This is a genomic window from Halorubrum tebenquichense DSM 14210 (assembly GCF_000337415.1).
Classification (GTDB): Archaea; Halobacteriota; Halobacteria; order Halobacteriales; family Haloferacaceae; genus Halorubrum; species Halorubrum tebenquichense.
The window spans coordinates 1-18,024 of record NZ_AOJD01000037.1 but is presented as its reverse complement, the minus strand read 5'-3'; the positions used below and the strand labels follow the sequence as shown (position 1 = coordinate 18,024).

Below are 18,024 nucleotides of genomic sequence, written 5' to 3'. Positions count from 1 at the left end.
TCTTGGAGTTCCTCGACGGAGATCTCGTTGAGGTGGTCCATTACAGACAACATAGTTTTCCGAGTAAAAAATTCTATCGACTACTATAGCGGAACAGTACAGTATGAAATCGCTGAACAGTCTGCTGAATGTCTGAGAAAACAGCTTACTACACTACCTACCTGAACACAATTCCGAGTCGAGGTTAGTTACCCAACGCAACCATTAACAGTGTTTCCTAAAGACTACCATATATGGCTATCGCGGGGGATTCTAACGGCGAACTTGAAAAGAAACTCTGGGAGACCGCAGAAAAACTGAGAGGACCGGTTGACCCCTCTGAATACAAGGACTTTGCACTTGGGCTGCTCTTCCTCAAAAGTATGTCTGACTCTTTCGAGGCCCGACGACAGGAACTTAAAAAGAAAACCCACGACGAAGGTTCTCGATACTACACTGAAGACGAGAAGGAGCGAGAGTACATTCTCTCGGATAAGGACGAGTACAACCGGGAAAACGTATTCTACATTCCTGAGGAAGCACGGTGGCAGTACTTTGTCAACAACGCCACTGATCCTCAAATCGGAAAAAAAATCGACGATGCAATGCGGGCAATAGAAGATGAAAACCCGCGTCTCAAAGGAATTCTTCCCAAAGGCTACTCTCGGTCTTCACTCTCCGATAATTCTTCTGACGCCTTGGAAGGCCTGATCAACCTATTTGCAGACTTGGATATGGAAGCAGGTAACGGAGATGGTGATGAAGACGTTTTCGGCCGGATCTACGAATACTTCATTAAACAGTTTGCGATGGAGGGCGGGCAAAAAGGCGGTGAATTCTACACTCCAAAAAGCGTTGTCGAATTGATGGTCGAAATTCTAGAACCGTACGAAGGCCGTATATTTGACCCGTTCAGCGGTTCTGGCGGGATGTTTGTTCAAAGCCAGAAATTCATAGAAAGCCACGGAGGGAACACAGACAAGATCTCCATCTATGGTCAGGAAATCAAGGAGAGCACCCTGCAGATATCCAAGATGAACCTCTACTTACGGGGTCTTGACGGGAACATCAAACAGGGAGACAGCATTCTCAATGATCAACACAAAGGTCTTGAAGCAGACTACATCCTCACCAATCCGCCGTTTAATATGAGTGAATGGGGCAAGGATCAAATAGCGGACGACGATCCTCGCTTCAAATACGGGATGCCTCCCTCCAATAACGCCAACTACGCCTTCATTCAACACATGATCCACCATCTCAACAATACCGGGTTGGCAGCCACAGTTATGGCAAACGGCGCAATGTCAGCCCAGAATAGTGAAGGTAAAATCCGTAAAGGGATTGTTGAAGATGATCTTCTAGATGCTGTGATTGCCCTACCTAAGGAATTATTCTATACTACGCCCATTCCTGCATGTATATTTGTGTTTAGCAAAGGAAAAGACAGTGATTCTTACCGAGACAGGTCGAAGGAGACCCTGTTTATCGACGCAACTAACCTCTATGAAAGCGCCGGCAGAACGCAAAATCAACTTAATGAGGACCACATTCAGAAGATCGCTGAAACTGTAAGATCCTTCCATGGGGACGAAGATGCAAACGACTACACTGATATTGAGGGATTCTGTAAAGTCGTTAACACCGAAGAAATATCTGAAAATAGATATATTGTCACTCCCGGAAGATACGTCGGCACGAAGTCTGAAGATGAGGATGACAAGATGTTTGAAAATCAGATGGAAACGCTTTCTGCCGAGTTACGGGAGAAATTTGCTGAATCAAACAATTTACAGGAGAAAATAGAAAAAACACTACAGGAGGCAGGATTTTGACTCCTCAACAGCAAACCTTCGGTAAGTATACTAAGGAAGGAAGCCCGGGTCCGGAATTAAGAGATGTGACTACTCACATAGTAGATTCAGAACATAAGTCTGCTCCGGAGAGTGAAAGGGGGTACCCGTTAGTCAAAACCTCTGACCTTGAAAATGGCAGAATAGACTTCCAAAACATTGCAAGAGTGGATGAGGATGCCTACCAAGAATGGACAAATAGACTAACTCCAAGGCCTGGGGATATCATATTTACTAGAGAGGCACCGGTTGGTCGGGTCGGGATTGTCCCAGAGGATAGCGAAGTGTGTCTGGGACAACGAACAGTTCTAATACGCACAGATTCGGATAAGGTAGATGGGCAGTATTTGAGATATCTATTGCTATCTGAAGACGTCCAAAACAGGCTACACTCCTTGAGTACTGGTTCGACAGTAGATCATCTGAATTTGGAGGATTTAAGATCTTTTGAGCTTCCCGAGTTGCCGAGCTTAGAATATCAAAAGAAAATTGGAGATAGCTTAAGCGACTTTGATCAGAAGATACGAGTCAACGATCAGATCAACCGAGCAGCCCAAAATGTCTCTCAACTGCTATTCAAAGAAAGGTTTGCTAATAAAAAGAGTGGATCTGGTCAAGATCAAATCAGGGAAGACACTCTCCCAGATGGGTGGAAATCAGGGAAATTGGGAGATCTTATGGTGAAAATCACGGATAGAATAGATCCTACAGAGAAGCCAAATTCGACACCTTACCTAAGTCTCAAGCACATGGCTAAAGCATCTATAAGTATAGATGAATGGGGTGAGGCAGAAGAAAGTAAAAGCACAAAATATGACTTTGAAAGAGGACAGATACTATTCGGACGATTGAGACCTTACTTTTGTAAGGTTGGAATTGCACCGACTAACGGTATTTGCTCTACCGACATTCAAGTTATCGAACCTAAAAAGGAGAACTATTGGCGAGAATTCTTACTTTGCCAGCTAACTACACAGAGATTTATTGATTATTGTGATCGGGTCTCAACAGGAACCCGTATGCCAAGGGTTGGGTGGAATGATATGTGTGAATATACCGTTCCAATCCCACCTGAGAACAGAGTTAAAGAATTCAGTAAGGAAATAAAGCCGTTCATAGATCAAATAATAAACAATATTCACGAGTCAATGAATCTGCAAAATTCGAGAGAGGTTCTCTTGGAAGGGCTTATAACAGGCGACACTACTTTAGATGAGCCCGATGAAAATATATGTGAGATGAACGAGAGGTGAGCGAGTAGTGTCCCTAAATGAGATGGAGTTGTCGGAGAAACCGGCTGTACAGGCTTTTCAGGATATTGGGTACGACTACAAACATGGTTCTGAGCTTGGGCCGAACAGTGATAATCCCGAGCGGCAGTCACATTCCGACGTAGTTCTACGTGGACGTCTAGAGCAGAAAATCCGGGATTTCAATCCGTCTATGCCGGATGAGGCGATTGAAGGTGCGATTTCTCAGCTTCTTGGTTTTAACTCAATGAAGCTGCTGAAGAATAACAAGAATTTCCACAAGAAACTGGTTAACGGGATTCAGGTTGAGTACGAGGTTGACGGTGAAACTCGCGGTGATTTTGTAGACGTAGTTGATTTTGAGAACCCTGAGGCGAACGATTTTCTGGTCTCGAATCAGGTTGTTATTCAGATTGGGGAAGGTCCGCAACGGCGGCCAGATATCATCGTGTTTGTCAACGGGCTCCCTCTCGGTGTCTTAGAATTAAAAGATCCGACAAACCCGCAGGCGTCAATGGGTAATGCGTACAAACAGGTCACGGAACGGTATGTGAATGATATTCCGGACCTGTTCCACTATAATGAGTTGATCGGAATTTTGGATATGAATAATGCAAAGCTAGGTTGTCTAACTGCGGGTTGGGAGTGGTTTTCTCCGTGGCGATATATCAATGAGGAAGAGGATGCTACCGACGATTTGCCACCGTCAGAGGTGTTGATCCGTGGTGCGTTCGATAAGTCACGGATCCTCGATCTCATACAGAATTTTACATTGTATGCGGATGACGATGGACAGCTTAGTAAGAAGTTGGCTGCGTACCACCAGTTCTATGCGGTGAATAGCGCGGTTGAGAGCAGTCGGCAGGTGGTTCCAAATCCTGACGAGGACCGTATTGGGCTTGTTTGGCATACTCAGGGGTCCGGGAAGTCGCTCTCGATGGTTTTCTACGCTAAGAAAATTCGTAGGGAAAGCTCAATGAAGAATCCGACGCTCGTCTTTTTAACTGACCGGAATGATCTTGACGACCAACTGTACAAAGAATTCAGGAATCACGGTTTAGATGCTGAGTGGGCAGACAGCGACAATCGAATTCAGCTTCGTGATCGGTTGGATCGGGAAGCTGGCGGCATCATTTTTGCGACTATTCAGAAGTTCCAAACCACGGATGATGAAGTACAGTATCCGGAGGTCAACGACCGCGAGAATGTAATTGTGATTGCGGACGAGGCTCATCGTACTCAGTACAAGAGCCTAGCTACGAACGTTCGTGATGGGTTGCCCAACGCATCGTATCTTGGGTTTACAGCTACTCCGATTGAGAAAGAGGATAGATCGACAACAAACACATTCGGTGGCTACATCAGCCAGTACACGATTAAGGAGTCTGAGAAGGATGGTTCTACGGTCCCGATTTATTATGAGAGCCGCTTGGCGAAGCTTCAGGTGAATGATCCGGAGATAGAGGACCGGTTTAACGAGTTGATGGAGTCGAAGTCAGACGAATTGAAGAATGAGATGAAAAAAAAGTGGACTCAGCTCCGCCGGGTTATTGAGAACAGTGAGGAGCGAACTGAGATGATTGCTGACGACATTGTAGATCACTACAGTAACCGCGAGATTGAGGGGAAAGCGATGGTGGTTGCTATTAGCCGCCAGGCCGCTATGAACTTGGCTGAAAAGATCAGAGAGAACCCGAACGCACCTGAGACACGGGTTGTCATGTCCGGTGCTGAAGATTATATCGACAACCCGATCTCGAATGAGGAGTTGAAACGACGTTTCAAAGATCCCGATGATCCGTTTGAGATCGCTGTTGTCTGCGATAAGTGGCTGACCGGGTTTGACGCCCCGCATCTTCACACACTATACGTTGATAAGCCGATGAAAAATCACAATTTGTTGCAGGCTATCGGCCGGGTTAACCGGGTGTACAAGGACAAACCTGGTGGTTTGATTGTTGATTATATCGGCATCAGTGAGCGGTTGAAGGAGGCATTGGATAAGTACACATCAGAAGTCCGGAATGATGCGATGCTAGATATTGAGGAAGCTGTCAAGGTGATGCGGGAGAAGCATCAGGAGGTTGCTGACTTCTTTGCTGCTATCGAATACGGAGCCTGGCCGGAATTGAACAGAACGGAGCGTCAGCGCTTGCTGTACAAGGCACAGAATGAGGTGTTGATTACTGAGGAACGCGAGGAGAAGTTCCGCGAGTCCATGAAGGGGTTGAAGAAGGCCCATTCATTGGTTTCACCTCATTCTGCCGCAAGCGACATTCGGGCAGATGTAGCGTTCTTTGAGGCTGTCCTTGGTGCCATCAACAGTATCAACAATTCCGGTAATCCGGACGAGGTTGAAGACGTGGATTCGGCTATGAAGGAGCTCGTTGCTGAGGGTGTAGGCATTGAGGATTTGATAGAGGTAACTGGTTTTGACAAGTGGGAGAAGGAGAAGCCGGTATTGAGTGATGAATTCTTGGGGAATGTTGAGGAGGTGGAATTCGAGAACTTACAGGTAAAGATGCTTCGTCAGCTTTTGGAGAACGAGATTACGACCCGAAAACAGACGAACTTAGCGAAGTACGAATCCTTCGAGGAGGAGCTTCAGGGGACTATTCAGGACTACAACGAGGGATTCATCTCAACGCAGGAGGTTATCGATGAGTTGCGAGGCTACGCTGAGCGGATTCAGGAGACTGATAACCGTCAGGATGAGCTTGATTTGAGTGACGAGGAGTATGCTTTCTACTCGGCTATCTCCTCAAATGCGGGTGCTGAGATCGATGAAGAAATATTGAAGACTATTGCTCATGAATTGAAGCAAAATTTGAAGAACAGTACCGAAGTGGATTGGACAAACCGCGAGAAGATCCGTGCTGAGATCAAGACGGAAGTTAAGGCTGTTCTGCGAAGTAACGGCCTCAGCTTATACAAACACGAGAATTTAGTAGATCCGATTGTGGCGCAAGCAGAAGCTTTCTATGGCGGGGCTGCCGCCTAGAAATCGAGTTTCCGTTGCATGACTTCTTGATTGCTTCTGCGACGGCGGCGGCCCAATCGCCGTTCGATGTTGAGTTCAATCTCGTGTTTGAGATATTCTGGGGCTTCACTTGGGCCGATGTTTTCTGCAGAGGCCGACAGGGCTCCTAGCCCACCGTCTGCGTCAAGCTGTTGGGCAACGACATCGCGCCAGTTCTCCGTGCTCTCTTTCGTAGACTGTGGCTTCAATTGGTCCACTGTTGGCTCTTTGTAGAGCCGCGTATTCGCGTCAACAAGCATGGTGTCCGGAATACCCTCCGCGTTCGGGTAGTGCTCCTTCCCGAGCTTGATCCCTTCAGTGAGCGCCTCCCGGAAAGCGAGCATACGATCGACTGGCTGACTGAAATTGACAGGGCCACCCGCTTGTGTTCGATCCTCATCTATAGGAGACTCATCTGCGTCTCTTGGATGCATCACCATCTCTTCCGCGAGTTCACTGTAATCAATCGGGTCGTTCGTCATTAAGAACGCTAGGGCGATCAGGTATTTCGCGCTTTCAGTTCGGGAAATGTCTACTTGACTGTCTGTCCGGTCAAACAATTCACCGATGTTATCCAAATTAGAGGCATCAAACCTGTCCTCAACTAGTGTCTGTACGTCTTCAATCGCCAACGCTAGTCCTTTCTGTAATCTCCTCTTTTGATCAGAAGGGCTACCAACACTATCCTCGTTCTGTAGCCACTCTTCATCGCTTTCAGTAAAAATTCCTCGCGTTCGTTCGTTATCGCTACTACTACCGTTTTCAGATGTCATTAGTTGTCGGAGGATTGAGAGCCGTGTTATATAAATGCCCTTGCCTACCCCCTCAGTTTCCGATTGAGCCTCTCACTGCGGTGGGGGAAAGAATCGAGCCCATGCTGCGTCTCGACTCAAGCGGATGTACCAAGGTAAAACAAGCTCATTCACGAGCCGGGATCTGCTGAAACTCCACCTGGGCCGAGAATTCAATTCTCCTCAGGATTGGATCATGGCGATTACAGGACGTATCGGTGATATCGATGACTGACAGTGAACCTGGTTCTCCCGAAATGACGAAGCCTAATTGTACCATCACTGTCCGACACAAACAGACGTTGCGCGAGTTAGCCGAGGAGCGCTATGGAACCCAAAGTGCAGCTCTGCGGGCAGCCATTACCAAACTCGCAGCGTCAATCGACGATAGCGAAACTGCAACGGAACAAATCATCACAGAACTCCAAGAGGTAAAGGTGAGTCTGGGGTCCGTAGAAGATCAACTTGAGGAACAGGCACCTCACCAACCAGAAAATCACCGTCACCCTCATCAGACGCCGAACCAGCTGACCGCTGATACCGCGGACACATTCAGCTCTGGCGAGAATGATGCTATCAACGGTGTGTCAGAGGATGTCTATAGTGTCCTAATTAATTCTGAACCACTGAGAGTTGACGAAGTAGCTGCTGAAATTGAGGAGAAGCAAATGGTTGCTCACCGCGCCATTGAGGCTCTTATTGAGAAAGGCATAGTCACTGCCGTAGAGTCCGATGAATCACGATTCCAAATTAATAATCCAAGTAACTAACATGACCGACAAAACAACTCTTGACGAATTCCAAGAGAAATCCGATGAATCCGGCGCGGAATCGAATAGATCAACCTCAACGCAGACCTCTGTAGAATCGTCGCCCTGTCCGTGTTATTCTGAGGAACGAAATTCATCAGACTGGCGAGAGGCCCGAAAAGAGTATGATCTTTATGACCCAGGCTGTGGGCACGCAATTTCATATTTGTGTAGAGTCACTAATACAAAGATCAAAAAAGGATCTGCCATATTATATTCAAGTAAATTGCGATTGTTTATTGAATATTTACATAGTGAAGATATCTGCTTCTCTGAGCTAGATATTGATTCAATTGAGAGATTCATGATGGATCTTGCTCACAAAAACTGCTCCGAAAGCACTCTAGGGACTTACCGAACTGTGATTTCTAACGTTGTCAAACATATCTCCTTATTCAGATCTGTTGACTGTAATGTTGGAAGAGAGATGATATATGAGGTGATTGATCCTTCTGATTATAATACTGCGACTGAAGTTGAACGAACTCCATTAACTGAGAAGGAGGCCGAAAAGCTGTTCGCAGAATTGGATTCGTTTCGTGATGGACTAATTGTACAGATGGGAATTGAACTTGGTCCGAGGAGTTATGACCTGAGAACTATCGAACTTGATGACGTTGACCTAGACAATAGAGAGATTAAATTGAAGAACACAAAGGGTGATGACACATACACACTTCCGATTGGCTCTGGTTTGGCCCTACGGCTCAGACACTGGCTAGATAGTGAACGCGCAGGTAACCCCCGTGCAGAGGACTCACCTTACCTATTCCCTAGCCCAGAGGACGGCCATTTGTCAGCGGGGAGATTGAATATCATCATCAGGGACGCTGCTGCAGCAGCAGGTATTCAGGAGGTAGTCGGGACAGTACCGATAACTGATCGTCAAAAAGATTGGTTAGGTACTGAGAAATCCGAGAGACGGTTTTACCGTGTAACCGCGCATACTCTCCGCCATACATTCTCAGACCTTCTTGATGACGCGGGAATGGATCTCTCAGAGAGAAGTGCCGCTTTGAATCATAAATCAACAGATGTGACCAAGGAGAGCTATACACACAGAAAGGAAGAATACAAAGAGACTATGAAAGAGCTGTTCTCAAATATATCTATATCATAGGTGTACTACACCTATCTATCGGCTAGCTTGGGATTTTTTGCTCTATTCTAGCGATTGTGCTCTTAATTATTCACTCCAAATGACCAACATTAGATACAAATAGCATCCTCACGCTATGTATGTCTGAACATATCCTTTTACATATACAACTGGCTCTGTAGTAATCATCAAGAGCTGATAGAATCGACGTGCGAGATACGAGAATCCATGCATCTCTCTGGTGTCAGACTGGGACGGTGAACCAATTAATAATAATGTTGGTTGATGTGTATATGAATCCGAATACAAAGACTGCTCTAATTATAGACGGATCAAAATCATCCATAGAAACAGCCGTGGCGACCGCCCCCGAGAATACACTAATTACGGCTCCGATTTCTGATGTTGGCACGAAAATGAAAATTACAGTTAGAAGTGTTCGCTCGAATATATTCACTGTTTCAGTGATTCTATCTGCGGACTGTAGCATCATGAAATATAGTATCAGAAACAGGCTGATAGCTACCAAACCACCAGCTTTTGCTGCATCTACTATTGAGCCGCCTGCCTGATTCATACTCATATTTTGAGATAGCGGTACATAAATATGTCTGATAGATTAGATTAAAATCTCAATCATCGTCTGATAAATCATGGCAGATTTGCGCCCTACATTTAGCACGGTCCCAACAAACAATCAGCGGCGGATGATCTCCACAGAACCATACTACAGTGTCCCGTTTCTTGCTCTTATTGGCTATTAGCATCGAACGCTCACTTACAGTTCTCTTGATTGGACTGCTCGGAGTGTACGCTCCCAGGACACTTGTGAGCGACATTATAGCAGCCACACTTCACCAGAGCGTCCGATACTTGTAGAGACGGCTCTGTTGAAATCCTATTCTTCAGACAGATTCTCACCTGAAACAGCCGGTCGCTGAAGAGTGCGAATTGACCGCTAAGGTTCCTACCATTTTCAGATAATGTTCAGAGTGCCGTCTAAGATACAACGTGCGAGTCTTACACGACGAATTGTTCAAATCGTAGTTGTCAAGTTGGTCGATACAGCGCGATGGGTCTCCGTCTCGCACAGATTTACGACGACATCCTCAATGCTGTCCATACCCTGCTGTTCACTGTCTTGATGGGTAGCCTCGGGACATGGCTGATCCGACAGCACCGGTACCGGGCCGGTATCGGGTCGTGATTTGTGACGATCGTCGTACTTCTCCTGTCGCTGGTCGAGTGGCGCGGCCGGAACGCGCTCGGAATCGTGTGGAACTGGTATGGGAAGGTCAAGCCGTGAGGCTGAGGACGTGTTCACTCTTCACTGTTTTCGATGATCTCAATGATCTGCTCCGGGTAGAACGCGAAATTAACATTCAGTGGGCCTTCCTCTATCGAATGCGCGGGCGATTGTAGAGTCGATGAGTGAATTCCGAGGAAGTACCGCTGCGGCTGCTTATACACGACAGGCCCGCCATCCATCTGATCGATTATCGACGGTGTTGTGAAGATCGGGCTTCCGCTCATCCCGGAGTGCGTGTTCGCGTCTGTTGCGAACGCGAGATTCCCCATAAATCCGCCACCGTAATGACTAGAGATCAGGGCACTCCGGAGTATCGGCATGTAGTCGTTCGGTTCGATCACTGGGTACCCAACAATCATCGCTTCCTCACCTGCCGTTATCGGTCGTTCATCGGGGAGGAAGTTTGGCGGGCCGATCGGTTGATTGATGTAATCATCCAAGTCGTCGTACAATTCAAGCACTGCCAGGTCGGGTTGCGGTTCAGCGGAGTGTTCCATCCATTGCCGCTCGCCGTCCTTCACTAAGTCTAGCGGGCGGCTGATACGGAGCATCGGTGCGTCCGCGTTGTCTCGCAGGTAAATCCGGGCTTCGTCGGCTACGAATTCTTCTTCGCCGTCATCGTTCTCCTCAACGAAGACGTGCCGGTTCGTGACGAGATAGTCTGTCTTCTCGCCTTCCTGCTCGTATCGGAACAGTGTGCCTGTTGCGTGACCGCCGCCCGGTAGTTTGATCGGTGTGACGCACAGGAATAGCGAGTCTAAAGGGTTGTTTGGCATGCTCATGTTGTGTTCCGGTAGAGTAGGCCGGGTTATTGACGTTGGTGATACATCGAGTAAGACCCGGGAAGCCGGTTAAACGACCGTCCCTCCTACCCGTAATCGTAACCGGGTTGGCCCGGTCACTGCGCATAAACAGTGAACGGTTGCTTCAACGTATCTGAGACGAAATAAAAGAAGCTGCCTCCTGTATGGAATCTCTATATCGGTCACGCCGCTGCTGGCAGCAATCAAGTAGCTGACAAAGCCGTTGCTGTATTGAATACCTACTGCTAACCGGGATATAAAATGTAGACTAGAGGGGTTACAGCGGCCTTACTCGTCGTCGGAGGTGTCGCCGGGCCGTGTGTTGTCGGGGCTGTCTCCGCCCTTGAATGTCTCGTGGGATCCGAATTGTCCGAGGTCGGGGGCTTCACCGTCGCCGGAGGAGCCGCCGTCACCGGAGTTTCCTTCGTCCGTCATACTGTAAAGAGGAATAGTGTACCTACCACTAAAAGAATGACGCCGAGGATAGAGGTGAGAAGGGCTCTATCGACGTCTTTGGACTTATCTTCCGTTATTGGCTGCATAGCGTCGATGTCGTCTGCGTGGATCCGTAGTGCGTGGGAGAGGTATTCGTCTTCTTCGTAGTCGTGGTCGGATACGGCGCGGTACATCTCTGTTTCAGGGCCTGTCCTGACGCTTTCTCGTTCCTGGGTTTGAAAAGCGGTGTATGTGGAGTAGCCGAGTACCAAGGCAGCTGCGGTGAGGATCAGGCCGGGAATCAAAGTGAGTTGGTTTAGTCCGGATTGAATCGGTACGAGTGCTGCGAAGACTGTAGCAACTAATCCGTTGAATTGGACGATTCGCCAGGATTTCTGAGTGACATCATTGAGAGATTGGAGTTCGTGGTCAAGGACTCGTCGTGCGTCCTCAAGTGCGTGGTGTCGGGCTTCTGTGGAAGAGTCAGTTCCCTCAGATTCTTGGGTCTCTGTCTCTTCTACATTGCTTCGCATACTTTGCGATATAAGCGGTGAAATAAGAGGTTATGGGCGTAGAGTCTTCAGTTCCGTTGCTCACGCCGGACGAAAAGAACTGATAATGACGAGCTCTTTTGAGCCTGTAACAACATTGCCTTGCTGAATATACGCTCTGTATCCTGTACGGATATTTTACCTGCAGGGGGATAATCGGAGTGTTCACCGTTAGACCAGTAACCTGTACTGACCGCGACTGGGTCATAATATATCACTTGCTGAGGATTTCAACAGAGCCGTAGAGACCTATTGCTGTGTATCGAAACTATAGAGCCGACAGATCTTTGACTACCTTCGTGAGTGGTCATTGAATGCCCACCTCAGTCTTTAAAAGGTTGTTTCTAACTGGTGAGATGGTCACTAAGTGCCCATCATAACTAGGTCGGGCTACTGTGGTCACAACATATTAGCTACCAAGCGAGAAATCATACCTAGCGCCAGCTACCGAGGTGGATCATACTGACCGCGAATTGGCTCTGATTCATTTGAACTGTGGTCGTATCCTAGGGTTGTTCGAGGATTCGAGTGATTAGCCACCAGCTGCCGAATCCTAAGTTCCACACCTGCTTCCGACAGAAGGGNGTGGTCGTATCCTAGGGTTGTTCGAGGATTCGAGTGATTAGCCACCAGCTGCCGAATCCTAAGTTCCACACCTGCTTCCGACAGAAGGGTGATGTACGAGTGTCTTAGTGTGTGTACAGTAACTCTATGTAGCTCTCGAACTCGCTTTTCCGTGTTCAAAGCTTTTCTTTGCCTTTCAGCAATCTGTACTGTGCCGATTGTTTCCTGTAATCCTGCCTGCTCTGCTGCCTCTTTTATAATCTCGTTCAGACTGGCGTTCGTTCGGAGTTTCTTACCTTGTTGGCTTGGAAACACGAATTTACTATCCTCAGCAGAGGAGTAACCGGTTCGATGGTTATCGAGCCAAGATTTCAGTTCGAACTTCAGATCATCACTTATTGGAACCTCGTACGGTTTCGAATTCTTTGGGTCCCTCACGTAGATCGTTTTTTCACGAATATCATCAATCTGAAGATTTCGAATATCCGAGTTTCGCATACCAGTTTCCACACCAACAACTGCCATCAACCGATTCCGGTAACTGTCAAATGCGTCAAACAAGCGTCTAATCTCCTCTCTTGATAGGGCCTCTCGCTCCACTTTTTCGGGTGTGTTGTATTGGCTCAGATCGATTTTACGCAAACGGATTGGATCTAATTCTAGCTTGTCAGCTACGTCCGTTTCCAATCGTAGGTACCGGTACAGCTCACCAACAACTGAGAGCTTCCCGGATATTGTACTTTGACGGTTCCCACGCCGTACACACGTCTCAATATATGACTGTACGTCGTCGAATTTTGCGGACAGGATCGTAATATCGCGTTGGTGTAGGAATGATACAAATTCGGTGAGAATCGAATCGTAGGTTTCGACAGTAGACTCCTTTAACGTCAGTCCGTCATTACGCGCAAGGTATTCGCACGCGTAACGGCTCGGGACACGATACTGTTCACCATATTCTGTTCTGTTAGTCATTATCCTGAAAACCTCGGGTGCGGTAGGTTGCCGGAGCAAACCGGGGTGTACTGTTACCAGCGTTTACAACGTGTCCGCGGTCGACGAGCACTCCTAACGCAGATTGGAGTTCTGATGCCGACAGGTCTAATCGCTCTCTGAGATCTGCAAATCTCAAACCAACATCAGCCGACAACAGTTCGTTAAACACAATTCGCATGGGCTCTGTCATCCCATCTTCTGACGCGAATTGTCGAGTAGATTCAATATTCTGACTACTAATATCTCGTTCTAGTTTTTCAATTAATTCGTGGATCTCCGCCTGACGTGATTTAGTTGATTCTAATTGTGACGTGAGCCGCTGTATATGAAGTGAGTCTTCGCCAGTCCCGTTGAGCGTGCTACGGTGGTCTTCTATCGCTGCGCGAATACAGAGACTCACATTCCCCTGATAGTGCTGGTTGGCTAGTTTAACAAGACGTTCGTCAAGCTGTTCCGGGATGGTGAATTTTCGTCGCGTGAACGAGGTCATGGTTTGAGCGGGCATTGTTGTGTTTGTGGAACATCTATCAGAGCTGGTCGCCGGCAAGGTGGGATGCAGGTACTAAGTTTGAGATACGCGCCCAGCAATCCCAATACTCTCGTACAGCGCCGGCACTCACGATAGTTTCAGACCCATCCTCAGCTACCCGAGGAGAAGGAAGCGTCTGTGGATCGATATCGTAATCTGAGAGTTCTTGTCCGAAGTACTCGGCCAGGACATCACCCAGATTAACCTGAGAAAATCCTCGAAGTGTTGGAGTAGTATCGCCCCTCGATAACCTGAGGATTTTCTGTCGCAAATAGCGGACGTCCTTCGGTCTCGGGGTGATAATCGTACTGCCGTTATGGCGATACTGATCGAGTTCTACGAGTAATTCATGTACCAGTTGTTTTTCGGATCCAATGCCTTCTCTATCGATTCGCTCTGCTACTGTCCTTACTAGTGACTCACTGTTCCCTGCCCCGAGCTCCCAGTGTGTAAGCTGGTTTGCCTGCGGATTTGACGGGGACTGCTTTTCAGAGTCATGACTCCAACCAAGAACCACGAATATCCACGTCACTCTGTGTTCATCAAGTTGGATCCAACTACTCATTGTCTTCATCCTCTTTGGCGGGCTGATCGATTGGCTGCGGAGCGGACAATAGGCTCGTTACACCATCTTCAGAACATTTTGGACATCGAGGTGGAGCAGTCACATCTCCATTCCAATCGATTGTCTCTCGGTCGTATGAGGTGCTACAAACGTTACAGACCCAATCTAACACACTATATTCATCTGCCAAGTCGGGATATTTGTGTGCCAACGCAGGTGTGAGGGCGGCATCTGTATATGTACTCAGGTAATCGACCAGATTCGACCGTGGATATCCGGTATATCGCGGAAGCAAACCCGTCGGCCCGACGTCGACGAATTCACGATCCCCTTGACCACATCGTTGCTGGTAGGCGCAGAAGTCGCACTCCCAATCGTGTTCGGGTTCCGCTGGTGGGAGATCGCTATTGATACGATACATTGTTTGTGTCTCCGCCCACGAGACAACAGTTTCACGCCAGAACCATGGGTCGAACTCCACTGAGAAGGCTCTGATATCTAGGTCTGTTCGGCCTCCATACAGAATAATGGCGTCCGATATATTCCGCTCGTACTTTTCGGACAAGCCTTTCATATACGCGTGGACCTGTGCGCGGTGGTGGCTGTCCGGTGTATCTAAGCCTTCAACCGAACGCTTAGTCTTAATTTCGAACAAGACCAGTGGTTCGAACCTCTGATCAACGATAACAGGGTCTGTAGCTCCCTTAATTCGGATGTTCCCCGCGTCTGTTTCAACGGTATAATCGACCCACATTGAGTTCGTAACGTATTCGTTTGGCCCAGCGATGACATCTTGGAGGAAGGGCAACACAATGTCTTCTTCAAAACGGCTCCCAAACCAGAATATCCCATCTGGGTTCTCAGTTTCTTCGGGAGCGTTGAGCTCGTCGTAGGTCGCTTTGCGCTTACACTGTAAGAGAGAGCTCGGACTATGTCGAGTTGCCTCTCTGAGCTTACCTGGTCCGTTAAAATACGGCGTACCGTTGAGGATGTTTTTGGCATACTGCCTTTCATCGTACCACCTGCTGAAGGCTCCACCTGAGATAGTCTCACAAGCTTCATCAACCGTATTGAACGAATCAGCAGAATCTGCGTACCGTCCACGGTACTGTTGCTCGGGCTCCTCCGTACTCTTAGCATCGCTCTTATTCGTCGTCATTTTATTCACCCACCAAGCCGAACACGTTTGTCTGGCTATTATGCCGTAATGACGGTCGGTTTGAATCCATCATTGGCCGAAACAAGAGTGACAACAGACATCATAAATCGGTCAATGAGTCTTCAGACGATTCTGAGCGATCGTACAAGTCCGCTGCTGAGGCGGAGAAAATCAGCTGTGCCACGGGAGAGGTAATAGACGCCACGACTGCTAACGCGATCAGATTTCGATCCGGGCACACTATCTTTCGGTTTTGAAGATAATCGACGGCGTTGACCTCATCAAGATACGGGAGGTGCGTCTGCGTAAGCGCTGTGTAGACCGCGTGATATTCTTCACCAGTTGCGTTGTCTGGGGGGATGTCTTGTTCAATTGCCACGACCTCCCGGGCAAGGTCTCGAACAGGAATTGTGAATTCAGACGATTCGAAGGTAGATGATATCTGTTCGTTATTCTCTGTTCCACTGTGTATGAGCGCTCTGTGAGTGAGAATCACGACTGTGAGACGTCTTCGTGGTGCTCGAAGTGCGTGGTGGATAGTAGAAATCGACTGGTCAGTGAGATGAGATGCGAGTGCTACGGGTGGTATCATTCTGTATTCACCATTTCGTGAGTTTTGATGATGCTATTTTGTCCACTATTGAAGATTCGAAGCTATTGCTTCCTGTTGAGTTCCATGTAGTTCCGACATTCTATGAGCATGCTTGGCGGTAACCGACTTAATTCCTTTGGGGGAATTAGTTCCTCGATACGGGCGAATTCCTAATTGACACTGTATACTTGTAGGAGCATAATGGCTGGCCGAAAGCCGACCGTGCCGGATGATGAAATTCTAGATGTCTTCTTCCAAGCTTCAGAACCAGTTCTTACTACCTCAGAGGTAGCTGACCAGATAGGATTAGGGCGGAGAGGAACGTTCAATCGGCTATCAGCATTAGAAGAACAGGGTGAAATTCAGATGAAAAATGTCGGTCAAACCGGAGCTGTCTGGTGGCATCCAAACAGTCTACGGCGAAAATACGTGCCTAGCGAAGAGTCCTAATATCTATGAAATTGGGCCCTGTTGAAATCCTCAAAAGGTGATAGGTTTGTCCCCCCTGCGGTCAATACAGGGTACTCACGAATCGCTCAATACAGAAGGTGTAGTTAGCAGTCGGTTATTGTCGGTCTTAGACTTTCTTCTGTGAATCAGCCAGTCATTTTATGAGTAAGAGGGTCCGGTTGGAGGTATTCGCCCGAAAGGCTTTATGTTGAAAATACATAATTACACTTGATGAGCACCTCCACGCAAAGCCGTCGTCCGTTGGCGATAGCCGGTCTGACCTATTTCGGATCTGCTCTCATAGTCGGGCTCCCATTGATGTATGCTATGTATGTGTTTTTCGTAGATACAGCCATTCTGTTTAACCTGAACCTAGGTGCTGCTTTCCTGTGGCAGATACTCCTGCTGGCAGTAGCCTTCTTAATCGGCATCTCAGTCGCCGGAAAAGTCGCAGAACGCGTACTCAAGAAGTTCTCCCAAACAGGGGAGTAACGCAGTATTGTACTGACTGCTGATTTTCTCTGTCTAAGCAAGGATGGTAGATACTGAATTTGTCCCGTATCTAGTACACCCACAGAGCACCATATGAACCTGTCAGATAGACATGCGGTCAGTACGCAGTCTTCACCGACCGGCTGTTTCAGACAAGAAACTGTCTGAAGAATAGGATTTCAACAGAGCCACCAGGTCAAGTCACAACCAACTGATCTACACTAGATCTTCGGCTAAAATTATCTGTTCTGGGAGTGCTTCTACGAGTATATTGAAATCATTGAGACTGTATGGGCGTGGTGATTCCTCCCAACAGACTCCAACGAACTCTTCTTGATCAGTACTAAAATAAAGCGTACCAATACGTAGCTCCTGAGCGTACTTGTCGATATCAAATCTCTCGGTAGCCGTTTCAGCTATTTTTGTACAGAGGGGATCGGATATAGAAAAATCAGTCATAGTGTTGATAGCGACCACTGTGCCCTCTAATGGCTTTTTAGGATGCTCACTTGTCACAATTGCGGCTCTATAGTATTCCCCATTTTTGCTGTTAGAGTTGTAACTCATCCGTCAGACCCTCGTCTCCTCATAAATGCTAACGATTCTGAATAGCCGGTCATACCATCTGGCCTCAGAGTAGGACCCACATTGAATCTACGGTTTTTAGTCTGTTAAGATCCTATTCTTCAGCGCTCTTGGGTAGAGGATTGTTGGTCAGTTCTCAGCTGGAGCTAGAAGTCACAGCAGGCAAGGGTGACGCAACCGCGTCACCCGACGAA

The 18,024-nt window shown here is 47.7% G+C and carries 17 protein-coding genes; 6 read left to right on the top strand and 11 right to left on the bottom strand.

Annotated features, from left to right (window positions below; all coding sequences use genetic code 11):
- The first annotated feature begins 233 nt into the window (after nt 1-233).
- Genes C472_RS16295 through C472_RS06615 form a run of 3 tightly spaced genes read left to right on the top strand, consistent with a single transcriptional unit; the run spans nt 234 to nt 6,083 of the window.
- Nucleotides 234-1,814 carry a type I restriction-modification system subunit M gene (locus C472_RS16295; protein ID WP_006629039.1) on the top strand — a complete coding sequence of 527 codons (1,581 nt, stop codon included), beginning with the start codon at nt 234-236 and terminating at the stop codon, nt 1,812-1,814.
- On the top strand, nt 1,811-3,085 hold the full coding sequence (locus C472_RS16290) for a restriction endonuclease subunit S (RefSeq protein ID WP_006629038.1): 1,275 nt from the start codon (nt 1,811-1,813) through the stop codon (nt 3,083-3,085). Before C472_RS16295 ends, C472_RS16290 begins: the two co-directional genes overlap by 4 nt.
- A 7-nt stretch (nt 3,086-3,092) precedes the next feature.
- Nucleotides 3,093-6,083, top strand: a complete 2,991-nt coding sequence (locus tag C472_RS06615) for a type I restriction endonuclease subunit R (RefSeq protein WP_152420613.1) — start codon at nt 3,093-3,095, stop codon at nt 6,081-6,083.
- On the opposite strand, the gene C472_RS16955 is transcribed toward C472_RS06615, so the two are convergent.
- Nucleotides 6,080-6,874 (bottom strand): hypothetical protein, encoded by a 795-nt coding sequence (locus tag C472_RS16955; protein WP_152420612.1) that lies wholly within the window; start codon nt 6,872-6,874, stop codon nt 6,080-6,082. The two genes, C472_RS06615 and C472_RS16955, sit on opposite strands and share 4 nt — an antisense overlap.
- A 245-nt stretch (nt 6,875-7,119) precedes the next feature.
- On the opposite strand from C472_RS16955, the gene C472_RS16950 reads away from it, so the two are divergent.
- On the top strand, nt 7,120-7,662 hold the full coding sequence (locus tag C472_RS16950) for a hypothetical protein (protein WP_152420611.1): 543 nt from the start codon (nt 7,120-7,122) through the stop codon (nt 7,660-7,662).
- Nucleotide 7,663: 1 nt separating this feature from the next.
- Nucleotides 7,664-8,821, top strand: a complete 1,158-nt coding sequence (locus C472_RS16285) for a tyrosine-type recombinase/integrase (protein ID WP_161612623.1) — start codon at nt 7,664-7,666, stop codon at nt 8,819-8,821.
- Between the two features lie 223 nt (nt 8,822-9,044).
- On the opposite strand, the gene C472_RS16945 is transcribed toward C472_RS16285, so the two are convergent.
- The 9 genes from C472_RS16945 to C472_RS18170 form a co-directional block, all read right to left on the bottom strand.
- Nucleotides 9,045-9,377, bottom strand: coding sequence for a hypothetical protein (locus tag C472_RS16945; RefSeq protein ID WP_152420610.1), 333 nt, complete (start codon nt 9,375-9,377; stop codon nt 9,045-9,047).
- A 743-nt stretch (nt 9,378-10,120) separates the two neighbouring features.
- Nucleotides 10,121-10,891 (bottom strand): S1 family peptidase, encoded by a 771-nt coding sequence (locus C472_RS06605; RefSeq protein ID WP_006629035.1) that lies wholly within the window; start codon nt 10,889-10,891, stop codon nt 10,121-10,123.
- 309 nt (nt 10,892-11,200) lie between these two features.
- Nucleotides 11,201-11,347 (bottom strand): hypothetical protein, encoded by a 147-nt coding sequence (locus C472_RS17470; RefSeq protein ID WP_006629034.1) that lies wholly within the window; start codon nt 11,345-11,347, stop codon nt 11,201-11,203.
- Nucleotides 11,344-11,880 (bottom strand): hypothetical protein, encoded by a 537-nt coding sequence (locus C472_RS06600; protein WP_049906394.1) that lies wholly within the window; start codon nt 11,878-11,880, stop codon nt 11,344-11,346. Before C472_RS06600 ends, C472_RS17470 begins: the two co-directional genes overlap by 4 nt.
- Before the next feature lie 462 nt (nt 11,881-12,342).
- Nucleotides 12,343-13,437 (bottom strand): tyrosine-type recombinase/integrase, encoded by a 1,095-nt coding sequence (locus tag C472_RS16280; protein WP_082238241.1) that lies wholly within the window; start codon nt 13,435-13,437, stop codon nt 12,343-12,345.
- Nucleotides 13,430-13,948, bottom strand: coding sequence for a hypothetical protein (locus C472_RS16940; RefSeq protein WP_152420609.1), 519 nt, complete (start codon nt 13,946-13,948; stop codon nt 13,430-13,432). The genes C472_RS16280 and C472_RS16940 overlap by 8 nt, the downstream gene beginning before the upstream one ends.
- A gap of 37 nt (nt 13,949-13,985) precedes the next feature.
- The gene (locus C472_RS16935) at nt 13,986-14,552 is read right to left on the bottom strand and encodes a hypothetical protein (protein ID WP_152420608.1); all 567 of its coding nucleotides are present in this window, start codon (nt 14,550-14,552) and stop codon (nt 13,986-13,988) included.
- A complete protein-coding gene (locus tag C472_RS06595) occupies nt 14,545-15,711 on the bottom strand; it encodes a CRISPR-associated protein Cas4 (protein WP_006629032.1) in 1,167 nt (388 codons plus the stop codon). Before C472_RS06595 ends, C472_RS16935 begins: the two co-directional genes overlap by 8 nt.
- 100 nt (nt 15,712-15,811) lie before the next feature.
- Nucleotides 15,812-16,303, bottom strand: coding sequence for a DUF7344 domain-containing protein (locus tag C472_RS18170; protein ID WP_449271985.1), 492 nt, complete (start codon nt 16,301-16,303; stop codon nt 15,812-15,814).
- 681 nt (nt 16,304-16,984) lie between these two features.
- Here C472_RS18170 and C472_RS06585 point away from each other — a divergent pair.
- Complete coding sequence (locus tag C472_RS06585) at nt 16,985-17,245, top strand: hypothetical protein (RefSeq protein WP_049906393.1); 261 nt, start codon at nt 16,985-16,987, stop codon at nt 17,243-17,245.
- A 216-nt stretch (nt 17,246-17,461) separates the two neighbouring features.
- Here C472_RS06585 and C472_RS16930 read toward each other — a convergent pair whose 3' ends face one another.
- On the bottom strand, nt 17,462-17,812 hold the full coding sequence (locus C472_RS16930; RefSeq protein WP_152420607.1) for a hypothetical protein: 351 nt from the start codon (nt 17,810-17,812) through the stop codon (nt 17,462-17,464).
- Nucleotides 17,813-18,024: the final 212 nt, after the last annotated feature.